Genomic DNA, 15,381 nt, shown 5'->3' on the forward strand with positions numbered 1-15,381 from the left:
CGACAAGGCACCAATCGCCAGCAAGCTGCCTCCCACGGCACTCTGACTGACTTGCAACACTTGACGCAGGCCGGGCGAATTTATTCGCGACAGGCCCATACACCCGAAGAAGGCCTGTCGCCTTCGATGACCTCTCGCGAATGAATTCGCTCCTGCTTACACTTTCAGCGCACATGCACATAGGTTCCAGGCGCAGCCTCCATCGCAGGGTAATTGGCATTGCCCAGTTCGATCCGGGTTTCGTGCTGGGTGCCGGAGCGCTCCTGAATCCATTTCAGCCAGGTTGGCCACCAACTGCCTTCGTTGTGCTTGGCATCGTAGTACCAGGCCCGCGGGTCGCTGCTCAGCTTGTCGTTCTCGACAAAGTTGGCTTTGCGGTTGCCCGGTGGGTTGAGGATGCTTTGTACATGGCCGCTGTTGGCCAGCAGGAAACGTCGTTCACCGCCCAGCAGCAGCGTGGAGCGATAGACCGAATCCCAGGGTGTGATGTGGTCGTTGATCCCGGCAATGCTGAAGCTGTCCACCGTCACTTTCTGCAGGTCGATGGGCGTGCCGCAGACTTCCAGGCCACCCGGATGGCTGAGCGGATTGTGCTTGAAGAAGTCCAGCAGATCGCCATGCAGTGCTGCCGTCAGGCGCGTGGTGTCGTTGTTCCAGTACAGGATGTCGAACGCGGGCGGTGTCTTGCCCAGCAGGTAGTTGTTGATCCAGTAACTCCAGATCAGGTCGTTGGGGCGCATCCAGGCAAAGATACGGCCCATGTCGCTGCCCTCCAGCACGCCGCGCTGGTACGAGCGGCGCTTGGCGGCCTCCAGGGCTTCTTCATCGATGAACAGCGTGGCCGGGCTTTCGATCTGGCTGTCCAGCAGGCTGACCATATAAGTGGCACTGGCAACCCGGCGGATCTGCCGCTTGGCCTGCAAATGGCCTTGCAGGGCGGCGATGGTCAGGCCGCCAGCACAGGCGCCCAGCATATTGACTTCCCGTGCGCCGGTAATCGCCCGACAGATGTTCATGGCCTCTTCGGTCGCTTCGACGTAACTGGAAAGTCCCCATTCACGATGCCGCACATCGGGATTTCGCCAACTGATGACGAAGGTCTGCAGGCCATTCTTCAGGGCGTACTGGACAAAGCTGTTGGCGGGGCTCAGGTCGAAGATATAGAACTTGTTGATCTGGGGCGGGACGATCAGCAGTGGCCGTGAGTACTGTTTTTCGCTCATCGGCTTGTACTGGATCAGCTCGAACATTTCATTGCGAAACACCACGGAGCCGGGAGTGGTGGCGAGTGTACGGCCAATCTCGAAGGCATCCTTGGTGGTCTGGCGGGGCAGACCATTGTTGTGCAGCAGGTCATCGGCCATGTGGCCCAGGCCCTTGAATACGCTGCTGCCGCCCGAATTGAAAAGCTCTTTGACAGCCAGCGGATTGAGCAGGGTATTGGATGGCGACAGCGCATCGTTGATCAGCGAGAAGAGAAAGTGCGCCCGCGCCCGGTCATCCTTGGACAGATCGCTTTCATCGATCCACAGCCGGGTCTGGTGCTGCCAGCTCAGGTAAGCCTGCAAACCACGCCGGTACAGCGGGTTCAGGCTCCAGGTCGGGTCCGCAAAGCGGCTGTCACGCGGGTCGGGTGTGTGGGGCATGTCTCCCAGAAGCATCACTTTGCCCAACTGGCTGCCCAGTGCCAGAGCATGTCGGGCGCTACGCAGGGGATGTTTCCAGCCTTGGGAGGCCACACTGCGCAGGGTATGAAACAGGTCTCGACCACGCAGGCCGGTAATGGCGCTTTGTGCGTTTATGTAGGTCGCCGGAGTCGTGGTGGCGACCTTCGTTGATTTTTCTCGCATGAGGGCAACACTCCTTCGTCAAGCCATCAACCAATGGGCTGACGCAGCGCCTGTGATGGCGGCATGCGTCGTTCTGCGCTGTGTGACACTCCGGTCGGGGCGCAGTCGGTAAAGCGGATTGTCTCGAAGCGTTCCTGCTTCGTTAAGTACGACGGGTTTGATCAATGCCCTCGGGGTGGTGTGGGCTGTGGATGCATGACAGCGCGTTGGCGCTCCTGCTGCAGAAAACTCATGATGATGGGAGCAACGGCTTCGGCGCGGGTGATCAGAAACAAATGACCGTCATCGATTATGTGTAGCTGGGCATTGGGTATACGCCAGGCCAACAGACGCATATTTACCAGGGGGATCAATGGATCGTCGTCGCCGGCCAGGACCAGCGTCGGCTGATGGATCTTGTGCAGCCAGTGGAAACTGGTCCAGCCCATGCCGGCGAACAGTTGCCAGTAGTAACCCAGCTTGCCGGACGAACGTACCTTGGCCGCATGATTGGCCGCCAGATGCGGGTCACGCCGGAAGGCACCCCCATAGATTTCCGGCGCAATGCGGATGACATGGGAAGGCTGGATGTATCGCCGCGGACTGGCCATCAACCACAGCACGCGAGGCTTACCCGGCACCATGATCATGCCTGCCGCCGTCGCGGCCAGCACCAGCTTGCGGCAGCGCTCCGGGTAATCGTGAGCGAACTGCTGAGCCAGAGCCCCGCCCCATGAAACGCCAATCGCATTGACCTGGCCGTAGTCCAGATAATCGAGCATGCGCGCCGCCAGCTTCGCCAGCCCCGGAAAGCGATAGGGCCGGCTGGGCGTCGAAGAACCACCGACTCCCGGCACATCGAAGGCGATGACTTCCAGGTCCGGATCCAGGGCGTCGACAAACGGAAATACCAACTCGAGGTTGGCACCGATGCCATTGAAGATCAGCAAGGGCGTCAGATGACTCTTGCCGGGCCGCACAGCGGTGCGGATGGTATGACCGTCCAGATCGATGGAACGGAAAACAAACGGTTGAGGCATACGCTAAGCCCTGTTGGTTAAACCGCTGGGAAAGCCGTCCTGCGCTTTTACCAGATCGACCGAGGTACGACGGTCATGTTTGCGCATGCCTGTTGCCGGTACTTCCGTCCTGGACCCGGTAACAGGCATTCGCTGCTCTCTATCAGCTTAGCGTTCGTGAACGTATGTACCCGGCGAGGCTTCGCTTGGCGGGTAGGCCTTGTTGCCCAGTGCCGCAGGTGCTTTTTTGAGCTTGCCTGAACGTTCGGTCTTCCAGGCCTGCCAGTGCAGCCACCACGAATCGGTGTGTTTGGTCCCGTTTTCCTGCCAGACCGAAGGCTCGGCGGGCAGTTCAGTGTTGGTCATGTAGCGCGCCTTGGGGTTGCCCGGCGGGTTGAGAATGCTCTGGATATGGCCACTGCTGGACAGCACGAACTCGGTCTTGCCACCAAACAGACGGGCCGACTTGTAGCACGAAGCCCACGGCGTGATGTGGTCGTTGGTGCCCGCCAGACAGAACACGTCGCTGGTGACCTGCTTCAAATCGATCGGCGTGCCGCAGACTTCAAGGGCGTTGGGGCGGGTCAGCGGGTTGTTCTTGAACATCTCGATCAGATCGCCATGAAAGGCGGCAGGCAGACGAGTGGTGTCGTTGTTCCAGAACAGAATGTCGAACACGGGTGGTTCATTACCCAGCAGGTAATTGTTGACCCAGTAGTTCCAGATCAGGTCGTTGGGGCGCATCCAGGCGAAGACCTTGGCCATGTCGCGACCTTCCAGCACGCCAGCCTGATAGGAGTGGCGCTTGGCCGTTTCCAGGGTCTGCTCATCGACGAACAGCGCAACTTCGGTATCCAGGGTGGTATCCAGCACGCTGACCAGCAGCGTCAGAGCGTTGACCTTCTGTTCGCCCAGCGCGGCGTAATGCCCCAGCAATGCGGTGCAGGTGATGCCGCCCGAGCAGGCACCGAGCATGTTGATGTCTTTGCTGCCGGTGATGGCAGTCACCACATCGACCGCTTCCTTGAGGGCTTCGATGTAGGTGGACAGGCCCCACTCGCGCTGAGCCTTGGTCGGGTTGCGCCAACTGATGATGAACGTCTGCACATTGCTGCGCAGGCAGAAGCGCGCCAGGCTCTTTTCCGGGCTCAGGTCGAAAACATAGAACTTGTTGATCTGTGGCGGCACGACCAACAATGGTCGCTCATGAACCTGCTCGGTAATGGGCTTGTACTGGATCAGCTCCAGCACTTCGTTGCGAAATACCACCGAGCCTTCGGTGGTCCCCAGATTCTTGCCGACTTCGAAGGCGTCCATGTTGACCTGGCTCGGCATGCCGCCGTTGTGCACCAGATCCTTGGCCAGATGGGCCAGACCATCGAATATGCTTTTGCCGCCCGTCTCGAAAAACCGCTTGACCGCCGCCGGGTTGGCGGCCGTGTTGGTCGGAGACATGGCTTCAGTCATCAGGTTGATCACAAAATGACCACGGCTGATGTCCTGAGGTGTCAGGTTGCTGCCGTCGATCCAGTCATGCAGCTCCTTGCGCCAGGCCAGGTAACTCTGCAGATAACGGCGATACAGTGGGTTCTGGCTCCAGGCCGGGTCCGAAAAGCGTCTGTCGTCGGCGGCCGGTTGCAGGACCGATTTGCCGAACATCACGTTCTTGATTTCAACACCCAGATGGGCGACATGCTTGAGACTGTGGAACGGTTGCTTGATTGCCTGGCGCAGGACCATGCGAGCGGTGGTCAATAAATCCTTGCGGCGCAAGCCAACCACCGGGTTCAGACCCAAGGTGTGTTCAGAGGCATGCTGCTGCAGGTCATCGTTGTTCTTGCTACTCATCTACGACGCTCCATTGTCCTGAGACGAGTACTGACTTTCCCTGTGAACCAGTGACACAGGCGAATCGCCAGTACTACTGCTCGTGTGACCGATGATGGCTTGGCTGCCAATTCCCGGATTCTTTTATGCAAGCTACCGCGAAGGCGCCTGAACAGCTGCGCTTCGTGTGACCACTGCTTTGCATACTGCTTATTCGCGCATCGGAGGGATGCAGGGAATTTACCAAAGTCATTGGTTACGCGAGATTTCAAAAAATCGCAAGCAGCGTCAGTCATTGACCGCTGCGCGGGATATTGAAACAAAACAGATTAGAAAGCGCTTCCTAATACGTCAAACGGCAGGCTAGAGCTTTCCGGGAAAGATCGTGCGATCTGGAGCAGCGGGAAAAACTGACGAGCGATGTCGTGGTTTTTCGGATGACTAGAGCATAAGCCGGATGACTTGCTCGGAAGGGTCGCGGGACTTGCCGGCCTTTTTCAGCTCCAGCAGATAATCCTCCCACAGGGATTCCTGGCGTCTGGACAACTCGTAGAGGTATTCCCAGGTGAACAGGCCGCTGTCGTGACCATCATCGAAGGTCAGCTTCAGCGCGTACTGGCCAGCCGGTTCGATCTTGCTCAGGCCCACACCCAGCTTGCCGAATTGCAGGATCGGCTTGCCATGGCCCTGCACCTCTGCGGACGGCGAGTGCACCCGCAGAAATTCCGCAGGCAAATGATAGACCTCATCCGTCCCGTACTTGAGCGTCAGGGTCTTGGAGGCTTTGTGTAATTCGATGGCGGTGGGGATAGGGGGCATCAGGATAGCCTCAAGCTGTAAGTGGCAAGCTTCAAGTGAAAGCAGCTGCAAGCTACAAGCACAATCAGCTTGCAGCTTGTAGCTCCCAACTTGCAGCTCTTACAGAATATAGCGCGACAGGTCTTCGTCGTTGGCCAGTTCGCCCAGGTGGCTGTTGACGTAGTCGGCGTCGATCAGGATTGGCGAGGCATCGGGGCTGCCAGCCAGATCACCGGCGCTGAACGACACTTCTTCAAGCAGGCGCTCAAGCAGGGTGTGCAGGCGGCGGGCACCGATGTTTTCGGTCTTCTCGTTAACCTGCCAGGCAATCTCGGCCAGACGCTTGATGCCGTCAGGCTGGAACTCGATGCCCAGGCCTTCGGTCTTGAGCAGTTCGCGATATTGCTCGGTCAGGGAGGCATGTGGCTCGCTGAGGATGCGCTCGAAGTCCTGAGGTGTCAGGGCCTTGAGTTCGACGCGAATCGGCAGACGGCCTTGCAGTTCGGGCACCAGATCGCTTGGCTTGCTCAGGTGGAACGCACCCGAAGCGATGAACAGGATATGGTCGGTCTTGACCATGCCCAGTTTGGTATTCACGGTACAGCCTTCGATCAGCGGCAGCAGGTCGCGCTGTACGCCTTCACGGGAGACATCGACGCCGCTGGAGTTGCCGCGCTTGGCGACCTTGTCGATTTCGTCGATGAACACGATGCCGTGCTGCTCGACGGCTTCCAGCGCCTTGACCTTCAACTCTTCGTCGTTGACCAGACGGCTGGCCTCTTCGTCGCGCACCAGCTTGAGCGCTTCCTTGACCTTGAGTTTGCGGCTCTTCTTCTTGCCCTTGCCCATATTGGCGAACAGGCTTTGCAACTGGTTGGTCATTTCTTCCATGCCCGGTGGCGCGGAAATATCGACCCCCATGGTTTCACTGATCTCGATCTCGATTTCCTTGTCGTCCAGCTGGCCTTCGCGCAGGCGCTTGCGGAACAGCTGACGGGTATTGGAATCGCTGGTCGAAACCGGCTCTTCGCTGAAACCGTTGCGCGCAGGTGGCAGCAGGGCATCGAGGATGCGGTCTTCGGCAGCGTCTTCTGCACGATGACGAACCTTGACGATCTCCTGCTCGCGCAGCAGCTTCATGGCGGCGTCGGCCAGATCACGAATGATCGACTCCACGTCACGGCCTACATAGCCCACTTCGGTGAACTTGGTGGCTTCAACCTTCAGGAACGGCGCGTTGGCCAGCTTGGCCAGACGACGGGCGATTTCGGTCTTGCCGACGCCGGTCGGGCCGATCATCAGAATGTTCTTTGGCGTTACTTCGACGCGCAGTTCTTCAGGCAACTGCATCCGGCGCCAGCGATTGCGCAGGGCAATGGCAACGGCGCGCTTGGCATCGTCCTGGCCGATGATATGGCGGTTGAGTTCGTGGACGATTTCGCGGGGAGTCATGGACATGGTAATTGATGGTCCTCAGGCAGAAAGAAGTCGGCTAGGCAGCGGCTTATTCAGCGAGGTCCTGCTCCTCAATGGTGATGTTGTGGTTGGTGAACACGCAAATATCGCCAGCGATGTGCAATGCAGTCTCGGTGATCTCGCGGGCCGACAGATCGGTCTTGAGCAGTAGTGCGCGGGCGGCCGCCTGTGCGAATGCGCCGCCCGAACCCATGGCGATCAGGCCGTCTTCAGGTTCTACGACATCGCCGTTACCGGTGATGATCAGCGAGGCGTCCTTGTTGGCGACGGCCAGCATGGCTTCCAGGCGACTCAGGGAGCGATCGGTACGCCAGTCCTTGGCCAGCTCGACGGCGGCACGTACCAGATGGCCCTGATGCTTTTCCAACTGGCCTTCGAAGCGCTCGAACAGCGTGAAGGCGTCAGCAGTGGCTCCGGCGAAACCGGCGATCACTTCACCGTGATACAGGCGGCGTACTTTCTTCGCGTTGCCTTTCATGACGGTGTTGCCCAGGGAAACCTGGCCGTCGCCAGCCATGACGACTTTGCCGTGGCGGCGCACTGAAACGATGGTGGTCAAGGGAGAGTCTCCACGCAGCGGGGCGAAAATGCCCTGATGCAGACTCATATGGGGGTGGGGTTGGGTATTTCAACCGCGAATTCATTCGCGAATGAATTCGTTTTTCTCTGGATGGCTGTGATTGCGTTGGAGTAATGCCGATCAGTTAATGAGCAACAAAACCAGCGGGAGGCAGCTTGCTGGCGAAAAAGCCTGAAACCGGCAGATATTCTGCGGCTGTACGCTGAAGTCGCCAGCAAGCTGCCTCCCGCAAAGTGATTGAGGTCAGAAGCCTGTGCTACTGCTTGCTGCGCTGCTGCAACAACAGGTTACTAAATCCACCGCTCGCCAATTGCTTCTGGGCTGTGGTCAGTTGTTCGCGGTTGCTGAACGGGCCGACCAGTACCCGGTACCAGGTTTCTTCCTTGACCGTACCGGACTCCACCGTCGAAGTCTGGCCGAGCAGGATAATCTGTGCCCGTACCTTGTCCGCATCTTCTTTCTTGCGGAACGAGCCCGCCTGCAGGAAGAACTGCGTCACGGGGGCCGGTTTTGCGGTTGCCACAGGCGGTGCCGGTGGTGGTGTCAGGCCGCTGAGGGCCGCCTGGGCGCGGGCCGTGTCGATCTTGGCGGCCTGTTCAGGCGTTACCGGTGCAATCGGGGTCACGGGTGGCGGTGTCTTTTCCGGTACCGCTTCGTTCGGCACGATCACTTCCGATTCCGGCAGCAATGTGTAGAAGTCGTACTTCGGTTTGACCGGCGCTGTCGGGCTCGGTGGTGTCTTGTTCGCTTCGGCGATCTTTGCTGCCTTGGCCTCGGCCTTGGCGCGCTTGACGTCCTCACCGCCGGGTTCGAGCTTCATCAGAAAGACAATGAATGCACCCACGGTCAGGCCGATCGCCAGCCATAACCATCCTGGAATCGGCTTCTTCGCGGGTGCCTGATAACGGCTGGCGCCCCGCTTGGGTGCCGGTTTCTTCTTCGCAACTGCCAACTTACATACGCTCCAGAGTTTCCAGACCCAATAGATCCAGGCCTTGCTTGAGAGTGCGACCGGTCAGGGCCGCCAGACGCAGACGGCTCTGCTGTTGATCGGGATTGTCCGCACCAAGGATCGGGCAGTTTTCATAGAAGCTGGAAAACAGACCCGCAAGGTCATAAAGGTAAGCACAAAGAACGTGAGGCGTGCCTTTTTCTGCAACGTTGTTCAGGGTTTCCGCGAACTGAGCCAGGCGTGCAGCCAGCTCCTGCTCCTGGGGTGCCTGCAGAACGATCTTGCCTTGAGTGGCATCGAATGGCGTGCCCAGCTTGCGGAACACACCGGATACACGGGTGTAGGCATAGAGCAGGTACGGCGCGGTATTGCCCTCGAAACTCAGCATCTGGTCGAAGTTGAAGCTGTAATCGCTGGTGCGATGCTTGGACAGGTCGGCGTACTTCACCGCGCTGATGCCCACAGCCTTGGCGATGGTGCGCAGCTCGCTTTCGGCGAGCTCCGGGTTTTTCTCTTTCACCAGCGCGTAGGCACGCTCTTGCGCTTCATTGAGCAGGTCGATCAGTTTGACGGTGCCGCCATCGCGGGTCTTGAACGGACGACCGTCGGCACCGTTCATGGTGCCGAAGCCCATGTGTTCCAGTTGCATGCCGTCATGCACGAAACCGGCGCGGCGGGCGACTTCAAAAACCTGCTGGAAGTGCAGAGCCTGACGCTGGTCCACGAAATACAGCACGCGGTCGGCTTTGAGGGTCTTGCTGCGATAGCGGATGGCTGCCAGATCGGTGGTGGCATACAGATAGCCGCCACCGGCCTTTTGCACGATGACCGGCAGCGGGGTGTCTTCGGCGGTGCGGAATTCCTCGAGGAAGACGCACTGCGCGCCGTTGCTCTCTACCAGCAGGCCCGAAGCCTTCAGGTCGCTGACCACGTTGGCCAGATCGTCGTTGTAGGCACTTTCGCCCATGACGTCGGCGGGGGTCAGTTTGACGTTGAGAAGTTCGTAGATCTTCTGGCAGTGGGACAGCGAAATTTCATTGAAGCGCGTCCACAGAGCCATACAGTCGGCGTCGCCGGCCTGCAACTTGACCACCAGACCGCGAGCGCGCTCGGCGAACTCTTCGGATTCGTCGAAGCGTTGCTTGGCGGCACGGTAGAAGTTTTCCAGGTCCGACAGCTCGTCGCTGGTGGCCGGTTTTTCCTGGAGGTAAGCCAGCAGCATGCCGAACTGGGTGCCCCAGTCGCCCACGTGGTTCTGGCGAATCACGGTATCGCCCAGGAACTCCAGAACATTGGCCACGCCGTCGCCGATGATGGTCGAACGCAAGTGGCCAACGTGCATTTCCTTGGCCAGGTTGGGGGCCGACAGGTCGACGACCACGCGCTGGGCTGCGCCGGTCTTGCGGATCGACAACTGCGGATCAGCCAGTGCGGCATCCAGGCGCGAAGCCAGAGCCTGGGTGTTCTGGAAGAAGTTCAGAAAGCCCGGGCCTGCGATTTCGACTTTGCTGACCTGCTCGTCGGCAGGCAGGGCGGCGATCAGTTTTTCAGCCAGATCACGGGGTTTCATGCCTGCCGGTTTGGCGAGCATCATCGCGATGTTGCTGGCGAAATCGCCGTGGGTCTTGTCTCGGGCGTTTTCCACCTGAATCGCCGGCGTCAGCCCTTCTGGCAAGACGCCCTCGGTGACGAGACGGGTCAGGGCTTGTTGAATCAGCTGGCGAATGGTGTCTTTCATGATGCTCTCTTCAACCGCAAGCGCGGTGGCGCCGGGATGCGCGGGTGGAAAAACTGGGCATTATCCGTTGCTGAAGCCACCTTGCCAACCTTTACCCTGCTTGCTGTGTGTGAGCAAAAAAGAGGGAAGCTCTCAATAGAGATCGACCGGGTCCACATCCAGCGACCAGCGCACCTGCCTGCCGCTGGGCATTTGCTCCAGTATCAGCAGCCAGGTGCTGAGCATGCGGTGCAGCGGCGCTCGGGCGTTGGCCTGGACCAGCAGTTGCGCCCGGTAGCGTCCGGCGCGACGCTCCATGGGAGCGGGGACCGGGCCAAGTAGTTCAACGCCGCTCAGGTTCATTTGGGTCAGCAACTGCTCGGCTTCGGCGCAGGCCTGATCGAGAAACTCCTCTGCCTGCCCCGGCTTGTGGGCTTCGGCGCGCAGCAGGGCCAGATGCGAAAAGGGCGGCAGACCAGCGGCGCGACGCTCGCTCAGGGCCTGTTCGGCAAAGGCGAAATAGCCTTGCTCGGTCAACTGGATCAGCAGCGGATGATCGGCCAGATGGGTCTGGATAATCACTTTGCCCGGTTCTTCGGCGCGGCCTGCACGCCCGGCGACCTGCACGATCAGTTGCGCCATGCGCTCGCTGGCGCGGAAGTCGCCGGAAAACAGCCCGCCATCGGCGTCCAGAATCGAGACCAGCGTCACCCGGGGGAAGTGATGCCCTTTGGCGAGCATTTGTGTGCCCACCAGAATGCAGGGCTGCCCGCGTTGAATAGTGGCGAACAACTGATTCATCGCGTCCTTGCGCGACGTGCTGTCGCGGTCTACGCGCAGTACCGGGTAATCCGGGAACAGAATCGCCAGTCGCTCCTCGGCCCGTTCGGTGCCTGCGCCCACGGGCCGCAGATCCACCTTGCCGCACGAAGGGCACTGACGCGGTACGCGCTCCACATGGCCGCAATGGTGGCAGCGCAATTCGCCGGAGCGCTGATGCACGGTCATGCGCGCATCGCAGCGCTGGCATCCCGACAACCAGCCGCAATCGTGGCACAGCAAGGTTGGCGCAAAGCCGCGACGGTTGAGGAAAACCAGCACTTGCTGGCCCGCCGCGAGGGTCTGGCCGATGGCTTGCTGCATCGGCCCGGAAATGCCGCTGTCCAGAGGTCGGCTTTTCACGTCCAGGCGCAGAAAGCGCGGCTGCTGCGCGCCGCCAGCCCGCTGGTTCAGGCGCAGCAGGCCATAGCGACCGGTGTAGGCGTTGTGCAGGCTTTCCAGCGAAGGCGTGGCCGAGCCCAGCACAATCGGGATGTTTTCCTGGCGGGCCCGGACCAGTGCCAGATCGCGGGCGTGATAGCGCAGGCTTTCCTGCTGTTTATAAGAGCCGTCATGCTCTTCGTCGATGATGATCAGCCCCGGATTTTTCATCGGGGTGAACAGTGCCGAACGGGTTCCGATGATGATATCGGCCTCGCCATCCCGTGCCGCCAGCCAGGCGTCCAGTCGCTCGCGATCATTGACGGCCGAGTGTAGCAGGGCGATCCGGGCGTTGAAGCGTTGCTCGAAGCGCGCCAGGGTCTGCGGCCCGAGATTGATTTCCGGGATCAGCACCAGCGCCTGCTTGCCTGCCTCCAGGGTTTCGCGAATCAACTGCAGATAGACTTCGGTCTTGCCGCTGCCGGTAACACCCGCCAGCAGGAAGGCATGAAAGCTGCCGAAACCGGTGCGGATCGCTTCGCTGGCAGCGCGCTGTTCGCTGTTGAGCGGCAGTTCCGGCTGCGCCAGCCAGCGTTCATGGCGCGCAGCAGGGGCATGGCTGCGTATTTCGACTTCTACCAGCCCTTTGGCCAGCAGCAGGTTGAGGCTGTCTTTATTAAGCATCAGTTTGCTGAGCAACTGATGCGCCACGCCATGAGGGTGCTGGGCCAGTGTGGTCAGGGCTTCGCGCTGCTTGGGCGCGCGGGCGATGCGCGGGTCGTCGACACTTGCGCCAGGCGCAACGTGCCAGAAGCGTTCCTGGCGTGTTTCGGCCAGTTCGCCCTGGCGCAGCAGAACCGGTAGCGCCCAACTCAGGGTGTCGCCCAGGCTGTGTTGATAATACTGGGCCGTCCACAGGCACAACTTGAACAGCGACGCAGGCATGGGCGTCTGATTGTCGAGCAGTGCGATGGCTGGCTTGAGTTTTTCGTCGGGGACTTCGCTGTGATCGACCACTTCCACCAGAATGCCGATCATTTCCCGCCGTCCGAATGGCACCCGCAAACGCATGCCGGGCTGCAAGGCGCTGCGCGAGACTCCGGCAGGAGCGCGGTAGTCGAACAGGCGGCGAAGCGGCGAGGGCAGGGCCAGGCGCAGGATGGCGTTTGGCAAGCGAGGCTTCCTGTGGTGGGCGAAAGATGGGCGATCTTAGCAGACGACCGGTTTAAAGGTTCGCTTGCGTCAGACGGATTGTCTGGTAATATCCGCGGCCTGATTGCGTGCGGTATTCAACAATAGTGTTGGGTGGCGGCTCGCTAGACCGAGGAAGTACCCCATGAAAGCAGATATCCATCCAGTTTACGAAGCCATTGACGCTACCTGCAGCTGCGGCAATGTCATCAAGACCCGTTCGACTCTCGCCCAGCCTCTGAGCCTGGACGTTTGCAACGAGTGCCACCCGTTCTACACCGGTAAGCAGAAGACTCTGGACGTTGGCGGCCGCGTCGACAAGTTCAAGTCGCGTTTCGGTGCGTTTGGCGCAACCAAATCCAAGTAATGCTGGCCGCTCTGGGCTGGCTTTTGCGCTACTCCAGGCAGCTTGAAAAGGCACCCCTCGTGGGTGCCTTTTTTATGGCCGCGATCTGGGCCTCCGGTGCCCAGGCTTTCTGTCCTGCGCCTCAAGGGCTTCCCGTCGCTCAGGTGCAACGGGTGGTGGATGGCGACACCTTGCGTCTTGCCGACGGACGCAATGTGCGGATGATCGGCCTCAATACCCCTGAAACCGGCAAGAACGGCCAGTCCGCCGAGCCTTTTGCCGTGGCTGCCCAGCGTCGCCTGCAAGCGCTGGTGGATGAAAGCGGTGGCCAGGTCAGCCTGCGGGTCGGTGAGCAGGCAAAGGACCATTACGGTCGTACGCTGGCCAATGTCTATGGCCGCAACGGCGTCAATCTTGAAGCGCAGATGCTGAGCGAAGGTCTGGGTTATCTGGTGGCGGTTGCGCCCAACGTGGCGCTGGTCGACTGCCAGAAGAGCGCCGAACTCAAGGCGCGTCAGGCCGGATCGGGCGTGTGGCGCAATTCGCAGGTCCAGCCCGCCGGGCAGATCGACAAAGGCGGCTTTGCCCTGGTTTCCGGGCAGGTTCTGGATGTGCAGCGCAACCGCGGTGGCATCTGGATCGAACTGTCCGACTCGATGGTATTGCGCATCGCTCCCGAGCAGATCTCTCTGTTCGATACCGGCCTGCTTGATCGCCTGAAAGGCAAGCAGATAGAGGCGCGCGGCTGGGTGGTGGACCGTTCCCGGCGCGGTGGTCTAGAGTCAGGGCAGGCACGCTGGATGATGCCGATTACCCATCCGGCCATGCTGAACCTGTCGAGTCGCTAGCATTCATTGCCGAATCCGGCTTTTTACTGATGAATGGTCCGCAGTATTCTATTCCGGTCCTCTAAGCGTAAAGTCTATATCTGCGCCTATTGACAGCAGTGACTGGTCAGTCTTGTTAGGACTATGCATCTTGCGTATCCTCGGCGGTCCGTCTGTCCCACAGTAAAAAAGCGGAATCCCTAAATGTCAGATTTGAAAACTGCCGCGCTCGAATACCACGCCAATCCACGTCCTGGTAAATTGAGTGTCGAACTCACCAAGCCGACCGCAACTGCTCGTGACCTGTCCCTGGCCTACAGCCCTGGCGTTGCTGAACCTGTGCGTGAAATTGCCCGTGACCCTGAACTTGCCTACAAGTACACCGGCAAAGGCAACCTGGTAGCAGTTATTTCCGACGGCACCGCGATCCTCGGCCTCGGCGATCTGGGTCCATTGGCTTCCAAGCCGGTCATGGAAGGTAAAGGGGTTCTGTTCAAGCGTTTCGCCGGTATCGACGTTTTCGATATCGAAGTCGACTCCGAAAGCCCGCAAGCTTTCATCGATACCGTAAAGCGCATTTCCATCACTTTCGGTGGCATCAACCTGGAAGACATCAAGGCACCTGAATGCTTTGAAATCGAAAAGGCCCTGATCGAACAGTGCGACATCCCGGTTTTCCATGATGACCAGCACGGCACCGCTATCGTGACTGCCGCCGGCATGATCAACGCCCTGGAAATCGTCGGCAAGACCCTCGACACCGCCAAGATCGTCTGCCTGGGCGCTGGCGCTGCGGCCATCTCCTGCATGAAGCTGCTGGTGAGCATGGGCGCGAAGATCGAGAACATCTTCATGGTCGACCGTACTGGCGTGGTTCACTCCGGCCGTACCGATCTGAACCAGTACAAGGCTGTGTTCGCCCACGCGACCGAAAAACGCACCCTGAGCGAAGCTCTGGACGGCGCTGACGTCTTCGTCGGTCTGTCCGGTCCTAACCTGCTGAGCGCTGAAAACCTGAAGCTGATGGCCAAGGACCCGATCGTGTTCGCCTGCTCGAACCCCGATCCGGAAATCTCCCCTGAGCTGGCTCACGCGACCCGTGACGACGTGATCATGGCGACCGGTCGTTCCGACTACCCGAACCAGGTCAACAACGTTCTGGGCTTCCCGTTCATCTTCCGCGGTGCTCTGGACGTTCGCGCCAAGCGCATCAACGAAGAAATGAAAATCGCTGCTGCCAACGCCCTGCGCGAACTGGCCAAGCTGCCTGTACCTCAGGAAGTCAGCGACGCCTACGGCGGTATCAAGCTGGAATTCGGTCGTGAGTACATCATCCCGAAACCAATGGACGCTCGCCTGCTGGGCCTGATCTCCGATGCAGTAGCCAAGGCTGCCATCGAGAGCGGCGTTGCTACCCAGCCGTATCCGAAGCACTACCCGCTGACCAGCGTGGATGATGTGTTCAAGGGTTGATTTTAGCCTCACAAAAAAACCGGCCTTCTGGCCGGTTTTTTTGTGGGGAGCTGCAAGTTAAAAGCTTCAAGCTTCAAGCTTCAAGCGGCAAGCCTCAAGCAAGAGCACTGCGCACCTCTCTTGCAGCTTATAGCTTGTCGCTTGCC

12 protein-coding genes are annotated in these 15,381 nt (G+C 59.7%); 3 read left to right on the forward strand and 9 right to left on the reverse strand.

The genetic code is table 11. The features are described 5' to 3' along the window. Positions 1–164: 164 nt before the first annotated feature. The 9 genes from phaC (JSY17_RS20050) to JSY17_RS20090 form a co-directional block, all read right to left on the reverse strand. A complete protein-coding gene (gene phaC / locus JSY17_RS20050) occupies positions 165–1,850 on the reverse strand; it encodes a class II poly(R)-hydroxyalkanoic acid synthase (protein ID WP_117182519.1) in 1,686 nt (561 codons plus the stop codon). 161 nt (positions 1,851–2,011) lie between these two features. Continuing rightward, a complete protein-coding gene (gene phaZ / locus JSY17_RS20055; protein ID WP_117166464.1) occupies positions 2,012–2,869 on the reverse strand; it encodes a poly(3-hydroxyalkanoate) depolymerase in 858 nt (285 codons plus the stop codon). A 147-nt stretch (positions 2,870–3,016) separates the two neighbouring features. Then, the gene (gene phaC / locus JSY17_RS20060) at positions 3,017–4,696 is read right to left on the reverse strand and encodes a class II poly(R)-hydroxyalkanoic acid synthase (protein WP_117166463.1); all 1,680 of its coding nucleotides are present in this window, start codon (positions 4,694–4,696) and stop codon (positions 3,017–3,019) included. A gap of 420 nt (positions 4,697–5,116) precedes the next feature. After that, entirely contained in the window at positions 5,117–5,494 is a 378-nt protein-coding gene (locus tag JSY17_RS20065; protein WP_200993725.1) for a gamma-butyrobetaine hydroxylase-like domain-containing protein, read from the reverse strand. Positions 5,495–5,593: 99 nt separating this feature from the next. After that, positions 5,594–6,931 carry an HslU--HslV peptidase ATPase subunit gene (hslU, locus tag JSY17_RS20070; protein WP_117182522.1) on the reverse strand — a complete coding sequence of 446 codons (1,338 nt, stop codon included), beginning with the start codon at positions 6,929–6,931 and terminating at the stop codon, positions 5,594–5,596. A 46-nt stretch (positions 6,932–6,977) separates the two neighbouring features. Next, positions 6,978–7,508 (reverse strand): ATP-dependent protease subunit HslV, encoded by a 531-nt coding sequence (gene hslV / locus JSY17_RS20075; protein ID WP_025262300.1) that lies wholly within the window; start codon positions 7,506–7,508, stop codon positions 6,978–6,980. Between the two features lie 277 nt (positions 7,509–7,785). Continuing rightward, positions 7,786–8,481, reverse strand: a complete 696-nt coding sequence (locus JSY17_RS20080; protein ID WP_117166460.1) for an SPOR domain-containing protein — start codon at positions 8,479–8,481, stop codon at positions 7,786–7,788. A gap of 1 nt (position 8,482) precedes the next feature. After that, complete coding sequence (gene argS / locus JSY17_RS20085) at positions 8,483–10,219, reverse strand: arginine--tRNA ligase (protein ID WP_206402782.1); 1,737 nt, start codon at positions 10,217–10,219, stop codon at positions 8,483–8,485. A gap of 132 nt (positions 10,220–10,351) precedes the next feature. Further along, positions 10,352–12,571: a primosomal protein N' gene (locus tag JSY17_RS20090; RefSeq protein WP_206402783.1), complete on the reverse strand. Its 2,220-nt coding sequence runs from the start codon at positions 12,569–12,571 to the stop codon at positions 10,352–10,354. 163 nt (positions 12,572–12,734) lie between these two features. Here JSY17_RS20090 and rpmE point away from each other — a divergent pair, with 163 nt between their 5' ends. The 3 genes from rpmE (at position 12,735) to JSY17_RS20105 (ending at position 15,235) form a co-directional block, all read left to right on the forward strand. Then, on the forward strand, positions 12,735–12,956 hold the full coding sequence (gene rpmE / locus JSY17_RS20095) for a 50S ribosomal protein L31 (RefSeq protein ID WP_117166457.1): 222 nt from the start codon (positions 12,735–12,737) through the stop codon (positions 12,954–12,956). A gap of 23 nt (positions 12,957–12,979) precedes the next feature. Next, a complete protein-coding gene (locus JSY17_RS20100; protein ID WP_201015468.1) occupies positions 12,980–13,783 on the forward strand; it encodes a thermonuclease family protein in 804 nt (267 codons plus the stop codon). A gap of 183 nt (positions 13,784–13,966) precedes the next feature. Continuing rightward, complete coding sequence (locus JSY17_RS20105) at positions 13,967–15,235, forward strand: malic enzyme-like NAD(P)-binding protein (protein WP_117166456.1); 1,269 nt, start codon at positions 13,967–13,969, stop codon at positions 15,233–15,235. Positions 15,236–15,381 lie beyond the last annotated feature (146 nt).

Origin of the sequence: Pseudomonas capsici (assembly GCF_017165765.1) — a bacterium.
GTDB classification, from domain to species: Bacteria; Pseudomonadota; Gammaproteobacteria; order Pseudomonadales; family Pseudomonadaceae; genus Aquipseudomonas; species Aquipseudomonas capsici.